Genomic DNA, 13,121 nt, shown 5'->3' on the forward strand with positions numbered 1-13,121 from the left:
GGGCTCGCATGCAAGGCTGACGGCAATGGCTGCCGCCTGCCACGAATGGCTGGACGCAGCAGGCGGAGGGGTCAGCCGGGATGTGGCCGAGGCGGGAACAAGGGTGGTACGGCAGGCAGTGTGAGTTATCTCACAAGCAATGTCGCGTTAAGTTTTGAAAAGATTTGCTTAGATGGCAAAACAGCTATTCTTATAACGCTGTTTTTTTAGTAAGTAGTAACCGCAGTGCGAACCTGTGCGCGCATGTGGAAACGGCCGCGCAAGGCGGCCGTCCGGAAGCGCATGCTGGCGCCGTCAATCCGTCAGAACACTTCCCACTCGTCGTCGCGCGGCGCGCTCTGGCGCTGGGATGGCACGGCGTGCAAGGCCGGGCGGCCTGCGGTGGGGCGTGATGCGGGACGCGATGCAGGACCCGCTGCCGGACGCTTCGGCGCGGCGCTGGCCAGCGCGGCGCGCGGCGCGGCCGGCCTTGCGTTCGCGTTTGCGCGCGCGGCAGGCGCCTGGGCGCCATCGAGCTTGAACACGCTGACCACGTCGGCCAGCTGGCCCGATTGCTCCTGCAGCGATTCGGCCGCGGCGGCCGCCTCTTCCACCAGGGCCGCGTTCTGCTGCGTCACCTGGTCCATCTGGCCGATGGCCTGGTTGATCTGGTCGATGCCCGAGCTTTGCTCCTGCGTGGCCAGGCTGATTTCCGCCATGATGTCCGTCACGCGCTGCACGCTGGAGACGATTTCGGCCATCGTGCTGCCCGCCTCGGCCACCAGCTTGCTGCCCGCGTCGACCGCCACCACGGAGTCGCCGATCAGGGTCTTGATCTCTTTCGCTGCGCCAGCGGATCTTTGGGCAAGATTACGCACTTCCGTCGCCACGACGGCGAAACCGCGTCCCTGCTCGCCCGCACGCGCCGCTTCCACGGCGGCATTCAAGGCCAGGATATTCGTCTGGAAGGCGATGCCGTCGATGACGGAAATGATGTCGACGATCTTGCGCGACGAGTCGTTGATGGCGTCCATGGTCTGTACCACCTTGCCTACCACTTCACCGCCTTTCACGGCCACGCCCGAGGCGCTCAGCGCCAGCTGGTTGGCCTGCTGGGCATTGTCGGCGTTCTGCCGCACGGTGGACGTCAGCTCTTCCATCGACGACGCCGTCTCTTCCAGCGAACTGGCTTGCTCTTCCGTGCGCGAGGACAGGTCCAGGTTGCCGCTGGCAATTTCCGACGAGGCCGTGGCGATGGTCTCCGTGCCGCTGCGCACCTGGCCGACAATGCTGACCAGGCTGGAATTCATGTCCTTGAGCGCCTGCAGCAGCTGGCCCGTTTCTTCCGTCGTGTGCACCTCGATGTGGCTGGTCAGGTCGCCCGAGGCCACCGTCTGCGCCACTTTCACGGCCGAGTTGATCGGCTGCGTGATGGCGCGCGTGATGTAGGCGGCGCAACCGATGCCCAGCGCGGAGGCCAGCAAGCCGAGGATGACCATCAGGCTTTCCGAGCGGATGACGGCCGCGCTGCCGTCCTTGACGCTGGCATCGGCCACGCCGTTATTGAGCTTGATGATGTCGTTGAGCGTGCCTTCGGCCTTGCCGAACAGCGCGCGCGAATCCTGGTACTGCTTGTAAAAGCCCACGAACAGCTCTTTCTGCCGCGCTTCGTCGCGGTTGTCGGCCAGTTGGCGCAAGATGGCGCGCACCTTGTCGTCGTCCGCCTTCCAGGCCGTCCACTCGCCCTGGAAGCGCTGCCACAGCGCGGCTTCCTCGGTGGTCTGCGGCAGCGGTTCGTACAGCTTGCGGCCCGCCTCGATATTGTTCCAGGCCTTGGTGCGCAGCTGCAGCGCTTCCGCGAACTTGTCCTGTGCCTGGTAATTGTTTTCATAGATGGCGGCCGTCAGGGTGGCGGCGGCAACGGCCGTCTGGCCTTCGCTGATCATCATCAAGCCCTGGATCGACGGCAGGCGCACCACACCGATTTCATTGACGGCGCGCCCCACGGTGGCGATGCCCGTGTAGCCGCTGATGCCCACCACCAGCAAGGCCACCATCATCACGGCGACAAGCGTCGCCAACTTCCATTTGATCAGTAAATTCTTAAACATGGCGAGGTCCTTTATAAAGTCACGAAGACTGCTGGCGAAGTCGGGGCTGGCATGTTCGAGTAAAACAGCTGACACTTGTATAAAGGCGGCGGGGATGGGGCGTACGCTTCGTTACAATTGGCGAGATTTTATAAGTGGAAGCATAGTGGAAAACGGACGCGCTGACAGCTACATACTTGATACAAATCAATATTTCTTTCCTTACTGTGGTGCGCCTTGCACAGTGGCATCGAAAAGCCGTCCAATGCCCTGCTTTGGTGCAAAAAATCTCCGCGCGTCGCTATTGGCTACGCAGTTGATAGTCGTATAAGATGAGCAACAAGCAAACAACAGGCAGACCATGGCTTATCCTATCGAACACAAACTGGTGATCGGGGTCGCTTCCAGCGCCCTGTTCGACCTGGCCGAATCGCACCAGGTCTACCTCGACAACGGCCCGGAGGAATACCGCAAATACCAGGAAACGCATATCGACACGGTCTTGCCGCGCGGCGTAGCCTTTCCCTTCATCCGCCGCTTCCTGAACATCAACAAGCACTATCCGCGCCAGTCGCCCGTGGAAGTGGTGCTGTTTTCGCGCAATTCGCCGGAAACGGGCTTGCGCGTCATGCACAGCATCGCCCACTACGGCCTGGACATTTCGCGCGCCGCCTTCATGACGGGCAAGTCGCCCTACCCCTACCTGCCCGCCTTCAACGCGTCGCTGTTCCTCAGCGCGAATGAAGACGACGTGCGCAGCGCCCTGGCCTGCGACTATCCGGCCGGCCTGGTGCTGCCGTCGCGCACGGAAGACGACGAAAACGACGAGGAATTGCGCGTGGCCTTCGATTTCGACGGCGTGATCGCTGACGACGAAGCGGAAACCGTCTTCAAGCGCAATAACGACGTCGATGAATTCCACGCCCATGAAACCCTGAACGTGGGCACGCCGCACCGCCCCGGCCCGCTGGCCGGCCTGTTCCAGAAGCTGGCCACCATGCAGCGCCTGGAGGAAAGGGCCCAGCGGCGCGATCCCGGCTATAAAAAGATCCTGCGCATCGCCATCATCACGGCGCGCAACGCGCCCTCGCACGAGCGGGTCGTGACGACCCTGAAAAGCTGGGGCGTGGCGGCCGACGAAACGTTTTTCCTCGGCGGCATGGACAAGTCGCGCGTGCTGGCCGTGTTCAAGCCGCATATCTTCTTCGATGACCAGTTGAGCCACCTCAAATCGGCGGGCGGCACCATCCCGATGGTGCATGTCCCGTTCGGCATTGCGAATGTCCGCGCAGGATAAAACCTGCTGCGCGTCGTGCTTTGCGGCCTGCGATGCTCACCGTACTAAAGTACGGTTGCGCTTCTTAGCCACAAATCACTGCCGCTCACGACGGTTTTCTCAAGCGCGGAGATATAAGTGATGGTCTATAATCTCGCCTGTCGGCGCCGTCACTGGCGGCGCTGCGCGCACCACAGCTGTCCCATTCAACTGCCTCTGCCACTAGTGTCATCGCCTGCATGTCCTTAGACTTAACAAAAGCCCTCCCCAAGCCCGGCAACCGCTATGCGCTGCCCGCCCTGTATGGTTCATCCGACGCCTATGCCCTGGCGCTGGCCGCGCTGGAATTGAAAGCGCGGGGCCAGATGCTGGCCGTGGTGGTGGCGCAGGCCAGCGATGGCCAGCGCCTGCTCGATGAAATCCCGTGGTTTGGCGGCAAGGACCTGCGCTGCCATTTGCTGCCGGACTGGGAAACCCTGCCCTACGACGCGTTTTCGCCGCACCAGGACCTGGTCTCCGAGCGCCTGGCCACCCTGCATGAAATCCAGACGCGCCAGTGCGACGTGCTGATCGTGCCGGCCACCACGGCCCTCGTGCGCCTGGCGCCGCCGTCCTTTTTGGCCGCCTACACCTTCTTCTTCAAGAAGGGCGAAAAGCTCGACGAAGCGCGCCTGAAGTCGCAGCTGACCCTGGCCGGCTACAGCCATGTCTCGCAAGTGATGTCGCCCGGCGAATACTCGGTGCGCGGCGGCCTGCTCGACCTGTTCCCCATGGGGTCAAGCCTGCCCTACCGGCTCGACCTGTTCGGCGACACCATCGAGACCATCCGCACGTTTGACGCGGACACCCAGCGCTCACTGTATCCCGTGCATGAAGTGCGGCTGCTGCCGGGGCGCGAATTCCCCATGGATGAAGCGGCGCGCACCACCTTTCGCAACCGCTGGCGCGAGCAGTTCGAGGGCGACCCATCGCGCTCGGTCGTCTACAAGGACATCAGCAGCGGCATCGCCTCGGCCGGCATCGAATATTATCTGCCCCTGTTCTTCGAGCAGACGGCCACCCTGTTCGACTACCTGCCGCCCGACGCCTCGCTGGCCCTGGTGGGCGAGATCGACGCGGCCATTGGCCGCTTCTGGACCGATACCCAGTCGCGCTACCGCTTTTTGAAGGCGGACCGCGAACGCCCGATCCTGCCGCCCGAATCGCTGTTCCTGTCCGACGAGCAGTTCTTCGGTCTGGCCAAGCCGTATCCGCGCCTGGCGATCGCCAAATCGAACGATGCGCTGGCGTCCGAACTGTCTGCCCCCGTGCCGAACATCGCCGTCAACCGCCGCGCCGACGACCCGCTGGCCAACCTGCGCAGCTACCTGCTGCAATCGGGCCGCCGCGTGATGATCTGCGCCGAATCGAACGGCCGCCGAGAAACCCTGCAGCAGTACTTCACCGAATACGACCTGCACCTGACGCCCGTGGAAGGCAGCGACGGCTTTTTGCAATCAAGCGCCAAGCTGATGCTGGGCGTGGCGCCGCTGCATGCGGGCTTCGAGCTGTTTACGCCGGAAGGAAATTTATCCTTCATCACCGAGACGGAGCTGTATGCCGGTTCCGGCCGCCGCGTCGGCACCAAGAAGCAGGAAGGCGTGACGCAGGTCGAATCGATGGTGCGCGACCTGTCGGAGCTGAAGATCGGCGACCCCGTCGTGCACATCAACCACGGCATCGGACGCTACATGGGCCTGACCAGCATGGACCTGGGCGAAGGCGAGACGGAATTTTTGCACCTGGAATACGCCAAGGACACCAAGCTGTACGTGCCCGTGTCGCAGCTGCATGTCATTTCCCGCTATTCGGGCGCGTCGCCGGAAGACGCGCCGCTGCATTCGCTCGGCTCGGGACAGTGGGAAAAGGCGAAAAAGCGCGCCGCCGAACAGGTGCGCGACACGGCCGCCGAGCTGCTCAACCTGTATGCCCGCCGCGCGCTGCGCCAGGGCCACTCGTTCGAATTCTCGTCGCACGACTACCAGCGCTTCGCTGACAGCTTCGGCTTCGACGAAACGCCGGACCAGGCCGAGGCCATCCACAACGTCATCAAGGACATGACTTCCGGCAAACCGATGGACCGCCTCGTGTGCGGCGACGTCGGCTTCGGCAAGACGGAAGTGGCGCTGCGCGCCGCCTTCATCGCCGTCATGGGCGGCAAGCAGGTAGCCATCCTGGCGCCCACCACCCTGCTGGCGGAACAGCATGCGCAAACCTTCGCCGACCGCTTTGCCGACTGGCCCGTGCGCATCGCGGAATTGTCGCGTTTCCGCAGCGGCAAGGAGATCACGCAGGCGTTCAAGGGCATGGCCGACGGCACCATCGACATCGTCATCGGCACGCACAAGCTGCTGTCCGACGACGTGAAGTTTACGCGCCTGGGCCTGGTCATCATCGACGAGGAACACCGGTTCGGAGTGCGCCAGAAGGAAGCCTTGAAGGCGCTGCGCGCGGAAGTGGACGTGCTGACCCTGACGGCCACGCCGATCCCCCGCACCCTGGGCATGGCGCTGGAAGGCTTGCGCGACTTTTCCATCATCGCCACGGCGCCGCAAAAGCGCCTGGCCATCAAGACTTTTGTCCGCAGCGAGGGCGAAGCCATCATCCGCGAAGCCTGCTTGCGCGAACTCAAACGGGGCGGCCAGATCTACTTCCTGCACAACGAGGTGGAAACCATCCAGAACCGCCTGGCCATGCTGACGGAATTGCTGCCCGAGGCGCGCATCGCCGTGGCGCACGGCCAGATGCATGAACGCGACCTGGAAAAGGTCATGCGCGACTTCGTCGCCCAGCGTTTCAACATCCTGCTGTGCACGACCATCATTGAAACCGGCATCGACGTGCCGACGGCGAACACCATCATCATGCACCGCGCCGACAAGTTCGGCCTGGCGCAGCTGCACCAGCTGCGCGGCCGGGTGGGACGCTCGCATCACCAGGCCTACGCCTACCTGCTGGTGCACGACGTGCAAGGCCTCACCAAACTGGCGCAGCGCCGCCTGGACGCCATCCAGCAGATGGAAGAACTGGGCAGCGGCTTTTACCTGGCCATGCACGACCTGGAAATCCGCGGCGCCGGCGAGGTGCTGGGCGAGAGCCAGTCGGGCGAGATGACGGAAATCGGCTTCCAGCTGTATTCGGACATGCTCAACGAAGCCGTGCGCTCGCTGAAAGCGGGCAAGGAGCCGGACCTGGCGGCGCCGCTGGCCTCGACGACGGAGATCAACCTGCACGTGCCGGCCCTGCTGCCGGCCGATTTCTGCGGCGACGTGCACGAGCGCCTGTCGATCTACAAGCGCCTGGCCAACTGCGCCACGCAGGACAAGATCGACGATATCCAGGAAGAGCTGATCGACCGCTTCGGCAAGCTGCCCGACGCCGTCAAGGCCCTGGTCGAGACGCACCGCCTGCGCATCGCGGCGAAAACCGTGGGCATCGTCAAGATCGACGTGCATGGCGAGGCGGCCACCCTGCAATTCATGGCCAAGCCGCCCATCGACCCGATGCGCATCATCGACTTGATCCAGAAGAACCGCCATATCAAGCTGCATGGCCAGGACAAGCTGAAAATCACGGCCGCCATGCCGGACCTGGCCGCGCGCGTGACGCAGATCAAGACCACCATCAAGCAATTGACGGTGTAGACCATTTCGACAATCTATGCAGGACTGCCCCATGACCAATACCAAGACCATCACCATGAATCTGATCCTGCAGGGCCTGGACGGCGATAGCGCCCGCCTCGAGCGCATCGCCGCGCTGGCCGCGCCCACGTCCATCACGCGCCTGGGACCGAACGCCGTGCGCTGCGAGCAGATCGCCTATTCACCGGCGCTGCGCCCCACCATCGAAGTGGCGGCCCAGGCGGCGCAGCTGGACGCCACCTACATGATGGGCCAGCGCGAACTGAGTGAATTCAAGCTGGTGGCAATGGACATGGATTCGACCCTGATCACCATCGAGTGCATCGATGAAATCGCCGACATGCAGGGATTGAAACCGCAAGTGGCGGCCATCACGGAAGCGGCCATGCGCGGCGAACTCGATTTTAGCGCCAGCCTGAAGCAGCGCGTGGCCCTGCTCGAAGGCCTCGATGCATCGGCCCTGCAGCGCGTCTACGACGAGCGCCTGAAACTGTCGCCGGGCGCGCAAGCCATGCTGGCGGCCGTGCAGAAAGCCGGCCTGAAAACCCTGCTGGTGTCGGGCGGCTTTACCTTCTTCACCGAACGCCTGAAAGAGCGCCTGGGCCTCGACTACACGCACGCGAACGAACTGGAAATCGTCGACGGCAAGCTGACGGGCAAAGTCCTCGGCGGGATCGTCGACGCGGAAGAAAAGCAGCGCACGGTGGAGCGCGTGTGCAAGGAGATGGGCATTTCGCCGTCTGAAGCCATCGTCATGGGCGACGGCGCCAACGACTTGAAAATGATGGGCATCGCCGGCCTGTCCGTGGCCTTCCGCGCCAAGCCCGTGGTGCGCTCGCAGGCCGACGTGGCGCTGAACTTCGTGGGACTCGATGGCTTGCTCAACGTATTGACCTGAGTTGGCGTATCTGGCGGACGGTGCGCGCACGATGGCATAAGTTTGCTATATTGCAAACTTATGTTCATCCCGCCAACCCATCGTGAAAGTACACCGCATGCCGCCACCGCTGCCAGAAGAGATACAACGCCACCTGGATGTGTTTGTCGCCGCCGCGCACAGCGCGTTTGGTGACGACCTTGCCGCCGCCGTGCTGTTTGGCTCGGCTGCCGATGGCCAGGTGCGCGCCACCTCCGACGTCAACCTGCTGTTGCTGCTCAAGCGTTTTACGCCGCAGGCGGCCGATACATTGCGCGGGCCCTTGCGCCTGGCGCACGCCGCCATCGATTTGCAGGTGATGTTCCTGCTCGACAGCGAATTGACGCAGGCCGCCGACGCCTTCGCCGTCAAGTTCGCCGACATCATCGCACGCCACAAGGTGCTGCACGGCCTAGACCCTTTCGCCAGCCTGCACACCAGCCGCGACGCCGTGCTGCGCCGGTTGCGGCAAGTGCTGCTCAACCAGCAGGTGCGCATGCGCGAACGGTATATGCTATTGAGCCTGAATGAGGAACAGCTGGCCGGCGCCATCGCCGACGCAGCCGGTCCGCTGCGCGCGGCGGCGGCCTCGCTGGCGCAGCTGGAGGGCAAGTCTGCGCTGTCCGGCAAGCAGGCGCTCGAAGCGTTTGTCGACCAACTGGGCGACCCTGCCCTGCACTCCGCCTTGCAAGCCATGTCGGCGGCGCGCGAAACGGCGCGCCTGGCGCCGGGGCAAGCCCTGCCCGCATTTACGGGCTTGATGACGATTACCGGACACTTGCGCGAACACGCGGAGCACATGCGGTGAACGGCTTCAATCCCTTTGACTGGAGCGGGCCATGGTTCCTGCTGGCCTACCTGATCTTCGGCGTGCTCGTGTACTACCTCGCGCGCGAGCTGCTGATACGCCAGGAGCTGCGCAATCCGCATGCCAAGCTGTCGCTGGCCGATGATCCCTACCGCATCGCCTTCTTGCGCGGCGGCGCCCTCGAAGCCGTGAAAATTGCCGCCATCGTGCTGGTCGACCGCGGCTTGCTGCGCGCCGATGGCCCGCTGCTGGAAACGGCCAGCGCCGACAGCCTGCGCTTCGCCAATCACGACATCGAACGCGACGTGCTGCGGCTGTACCTCGGCCGCCAGGGCCACAGCAGGGAACTCGCCGAGCAGGCAGACATGCTGCCATCATGCCGCGCCTACCTGGACTCCTTGAAATGGCAGGAATTGCTGGTCGGCCCGCGGCTGCTGCGCCGGCGCCAACGCATCACCGGGGCCGCGCGCTACCTGCTGCTGACGGTGGCCGCCGTCAAGGCCGTCATCGCCATCAGCCGCCAGCACTACAACCTGCTGTTCCTGGCCCTGCTGCTGGTGATATTCCTGCTCATGCTGCGCGGCTTGCGTACCCAGGCGACCAGCTGGAGCGCACAGCGGCTGCTGACCGACTTGCGCATGTTGTTTGGCCGCCTGAACATGCGCTCGTCGCGCCTGAACCCAGGCAGCAGCAGCGCCGACATGGCACTGCTGGCCGCCATCTTCGGCCTCGGCGCCCTGCCCTTGTCCGTGTACGCCTATGTCGCCGAGCTGTTCCCGGTACCCCGGCAAAACACGGGCGGCGACTCCTCGTCCAGCAGCTCGGACGACTCGTCATCGGGCGGTGGCGACGGCGGCGGCGACGGGGGCGGCTCTTCCGGCGGCTGTGGCGGTTGCGGCGGTGGCTGTGGCAGCTGACAAGGGGCCGGCACGCGACCGCGTCGGCCTGGGCTGGCGCGGCGAACTGGCTTCCGGCATCCTGTCCAACCTGGCGCACATCGACGTGCTGGAAGTGATCGCCGACGACTATTACCGCGCCGCGCGCGCCGATATCGCCGCCTTGCGCAGCCTGGCGCGCCAAGTGCCGGTCAGCCTGCACGGCGTGGGAATGGGGCTGGCGTCGACGCTACCGGCCGACCCGCGCCGCCTGCATGCGATGGCGCGCCTGATGCACGAGGTGCAAGCCGAGTCGTGGTCAGAGCACCTGAGTTTTGTGCGCGCCGGCGGCGTGGAAATCGGCCACCTGGCGGCGCCGCCGCGCACGCCGCACAGCGCCGCCGGCGCCATCGCCAATATCGCGCTGGCCACGCGCATCGTCGGCAGTGCGCCGCTGATGGAAAATATCGCCACCCTGGTCCAGCCGCCCGCCAGCACCCTGGACGAAGCCGCATGGCTGGCGCAGATCATCCACGGCGCGCAAGTGCCGCTGCTGCTCGACCTGCACAACCTGTATGCGAATGCCGTCAATTTTGGCGAGGCGCCGGAGGAACTGCTGCTGCGCTTGCCGCTGGACAGGGTTGGCGCCGTGCACCTGAGCGGCGGCCACTGGATCGACGCGCCGGGCGGCGGCCAGCGCTTGCTGGACGACCATCTGCACGACGTGCCGCCCGCCGTCTTCGCCCTGTTGACCGTGCTGGCGCGCCAGGCGCCCCAGCCCCTGACGGTGATCGTCGAACGCGACGGTAATTATCCATCGTTCGAGCATGTGCTGGACCAGCTGGAACTGGCGCGCGCGGCCTTGCGCGCGGGTCGAAACGCATGAGTTCCCCCGCACTGGAAACCTATTTGGCAAGGCTGTACACGGACGACGCCCTGCGTGCAGCCTTCCTGCGCGAGCCCCGTGCGCAAGCCTTGCTGCAGGGCTTGTCGCCGCAGGAAGTCGATGCCATGGCATCGATGGACCGCATCGGCCTGCAACTGGCGGCGGCCAGCTATCGTGCCAAGCGGGCCGGACGCGCCGAACAGGGCGGCCAGCCCAGGCCGGCGCAGCGCTGGTGGCGCCGGCTGCTGGCTGCCTGGACCTGACCTACAAGTGCCACAGCCGCAGCGGCAGCAACCCCCACCAGGCCAGCACCAGCAGCAGCTGCAAGGCCGCCAGCAAGGCCACCCAATCCCATTTCGCCCACGAGCCCGCCTCGGCCGCCGTGCCGCGGCTGCGCCAGCAGCGCGCCAGGCCGAATGCCGTCGCCAGCGGCAGCGCGCCTGTCGCCAGTGCCAGCAGCACGCTGGCGATGGTGACGTCGCCCAGGCGCAGGTAGGACTGGAAATAGAAAAACGGCAGCGGCAAGAGCAGCGCCAGCAGCGACAGCAAGGGCGCGAACAGATGGTCGCCCCGTCCCAGGCTGCGCCGCGCAGCGCGCCACACGCCCACCACCAGCACATACAGCAAGCCGGCTGCCCCCAGGGCCAGGCTGCCCCACAGCACCAGCATGCGCAGCATCGATGCGCGCTCATAGCTGCGCAAGCCGTCGCTGAGCACATGCTTGCCATCCTCTTGCATCAGCACGTGCGACGGCGTGCTGCGGTCGCTGGCGCGGAACAGCAAGCCGCCCACCGGTTCCAGTTCCTTCGGCTCGCCCTGGAACGGGATCAGGAACAGCGACTCGCCATCCCATTTCAGGCGCGTAAAGCCAAAGACGGCATCGACCCAGGCCATGCTGGCCATGGGGCTGGGCGACGGCACGTACACGCCCTGCCAGTTTTCCACCGTGGGCGCGGGCGTGCCGCGCGGGGCCGGCGCGCGCAGCGGCAGCTCCAGGTCGCGCAACAGCAGGCGGTTGAAGCGTTCATAGTCGGCCTGCTCCGCATCCGTATTGAAGGCCACGAAGAAGGCGCTGTCCTGCTCCGGATAGATGCACAGCATGGCGCGGAAACCCACGGCCGTGCCAGGATGGCAGGCCCCCACCACATTGTGACGGTCGCGCACGGCAAGCGCCAGGCCGTGGCCCGTTGCCAGGCCCGCCTGCGCCGCGTCCGTGCCGGCCGGTTCGGACATGGCGCCCATCAGCGCCATGTCGATGAATTGCTTGTCCTGCAACTTGCCGTCGCCCATGAGGAATTGCGCCAGCTTGCCCATGTCGGCCGCCGTGGTGGTAAATTGCGCGGCCGGACGCAGGTATTGGGGCACGGCCGGCTGCGCCACGCCATGCTCGAAGTGGCCCATGGCCAGGCGCGGGTCGGCATGCGCTCCCGCCTGCGTGCTCATTTGCGTGACGAAGGCAAACGTGCTGTCCGCCATGCCCAGCGGCTGCAGCAGCTGCGCATCGAGGTAACGCTCGTACGGCTGGCCCGTGACTTTCTCGATCACCATGCCCAGCAAGCCATAGCCCATGTTCGAATACGCGTAGCGGCTGCCGGGCCGCGCGCGCACGCGCAGCAGATTGCGGCCGCCGTCAAACGCCTCGGCCAGCGGCATGTCCGGCACCGGGTTCAGGCTGAACGCCTGCCAGAAGCGCACGTTATCGAGGCCGGACGTGTGCGCCAGCAGGTGGCGGATGCGCACGGGATCGCTGGCTTGCCACGGGTTTTTCAGCGCCAGTTCCGGCAGCACCTGCTGCAGGGGCGTGTCGAGCGTGAGCCGGTCTTCGCTGACCAGGCGCAAGATGCCCAGCGCCAGCGCCACCTTGCCCACGGAGCCCACCTGCATGCGCGTGTCCGCCTGCATGGGTATTTGCTTGGCAGCATCGCGCAAGCCGGACGCGCCAACTTTGACTGTTCCGTCGGGCAAGACTTCACTCCAGACAGCGCCCGCCAGGCCCTCTTCCTTCAAGCCGGCGGCAAACTCCGCTTCCAGGGGGGCGGCGGCGTGGGCCACGCTGGCGCACAGCAGCAAGGCCGGCAAGGCCTGGCGCAGCCATGACCTGGCGCGCGCGGCCAGGGTGGGATATCGATCTCGTTTCAACAATGTATTCTGCCTTTTTGCATGGACTGCGCTCCCGTGCCGCTTTGCTTGTTACAATTAAAAATTGAGCAACGACGGGAGCTTTCATGTCACAAGATATTATTTTGGATACCCAACTCCAGCAGACCAAGAACCTGGCCTGGTGGTTGTACCTGATACATGGCGCCAGCTTTGTGTTTTCGCTGGGCGCGTTTTCCTTCATTCCGCTCATCATCAATTATGTGAAGCGGGACGAGGCGGCCGGGACCTTCGTGCACAGCCATCACAGCTGGATGATCCGTTCCTTCTGGTGGTACGCGGCCTGGATCGTCGTCGGCGCCATCCTGTGGATCACGCTGATCGGCATTCCGCTGGCACTCATCGTATGGGGCGTGGCCTGGCTGTGGAAAGCCTACCGCTTGCTGCGCGGCTTCCTCGACCTGAACAACAACAAGCCCGTGCCCATGTAAAAGGTGCTTCGCGGCAAGCC

General features: G+C 64.7%; 10 protein-coding genes. 8 read left to right on the forward strand and 2 right to left on the reverse strand.

Features of this window, described 5'->3' with window-relative positions:
* Positions 1-302 precede the first annotated feature (302 nt).
* Positions 303-2,090 (reverse strand): methyl-accepting chemotaxis protein, encoded by a 1,788-nt coding sequence (locus U0004_RS18305; protein ID WP_115057525.1) that lies wholly within the window; start codon positions 2,088-2,090, stop codon positions 303-305.
* Between the two features lie 340 nt (positions 2,091-2,430).
* Between U0004_RS18305 and U0004_RS18310 the strand changes: the two genes are divergently transcribed.
* From U0004_RS18310 to U0004_RS18340, 7 genes are all read left to right on the forward strand, one after another.
* Positions 2,431-3,366 (forward strand): 5'-nucleotidase, encoded by a 936-nt coding sequence (locus U0004_RS18310; protein ID WP_034782963.1) that lies wholly within the window; start codon positions 2,431-2,433, stop codon positions 3,364-3,366.
* 218 nt (positions 3,367-3,584) lie between these two features.
* Positions 3,585-7,028: a transcription-repair coupling factor gene (mfd, locus tag U0004_RS18315; RefSeq protein ID WP_070256854.1), complete on the forward strand. Its 3,444-nt coding sequence runs from the start codon at positions 3,585-3,587 to the stop codon at positions 7,026-7,028.
* Positions 7,029-7,083: 55 nt separating this feature from the next.
* Positions 7,084-7,926: a phosphoserine phosphatase SerB gene (gene serB, locus U0004_RS18320; protein WP_070256887.1), complete on the forward strand. Its 843-nt coding sequence runs from the start codon at positions 7,084-7,086 to the stop codon at positions 7,924-7,926.
* A gap of 97 nt (positions 7,927-8,023) precedes the next feature.
* Positions 8,024-8,752, forward strand: a complete 729-nt coding sequence (locus tag U0004_RS18325) for a nucleotidyltransferase domain-containing protein (protein ID WP_139144156.1) — start codon at positions 8,024-8,026, stop codon at positions 8,750-8,752.
* A complete protein-coding gene (locus U0004_RS18330; protein WP_070256850.1) occupies positions 8,749-9,669 on the forward strand; it encodes a TIGR04222 domain-containing membrane protein in 921 nt (306 codons plus the stop codon). The genes U0004_RS18325 and U0004_RS18330 overlap by 4 nt, the downstream gene beginning before the upstream one ends.
* Positions 9,659-10,513: an MbnB/TglH/ChrH family RiPP precursor modification enzyme gene (locus U0004_RS18335; protein ID WP_071653681.1), complete on the forward strand. Its 855-nt coding sequence runs from the start codon at positions 9,659-9,661 to the stop codon at positions 10,511-10,513. Before U0004_RS18330 ends, U0004_RS18335 begins: the two co-directional genes overlap by 11 nt.
* On the forward strand, positions 10,510-10,776 hold the full coding sequence (locus tag U0004_RS18340; protein ID WP_070256846.1) for a hypothetical protein: 267 nt from the start codon (positions 10,510-10,512) through the stop codon (positions 10,774-10,776). The genes U0004_RS18335 and U0004_RS18340 overlap by 4 nt, the downstream gene beginning before the upstream one ends.
* Position 10,777: 1 nt before the next feature.
* On the opposite strand, the gene U0004_RS18345 is transcribed toward U0004_RS18340, so the two are convergent.
* Positions 10,778-12,652: a serine hydrolase domain-containing protein gene (locus U0004_RS18345; RefSeq protein WP_167468673.1), complete on the reverse strand. Its 1,875-nt coding sequence runs from the start codon at positions 12,650-12,652 to the stop codon at positions 10,778-10,780.
* Positions 12,653-12,738: 86 nt separating this feature from the next.
* Between U0004_RS18345 and U0004_RS18350 the strand changes: the two genes are divergently transcribed.
* Entirely contained in the window at positions 12,739-13,101 is a 363-nt protein-coding gene (locus U0004_RS18350; protein WP_070256844.1) for a DUF4870 family protein, read from the forward strand.
* Positions 13,102-13,121: the final 20 nt, after the last annotated feature.

This window comes from Janthinobacterium lividum (genome assembly GCF_034424625.1).
GTDB lineage: Bacteria > Pseudomonadota > Gammaproteobacteria > Burkholderiales > Burkholderiaceae_D > Janthinobacterium > Janthinobacterium lividum.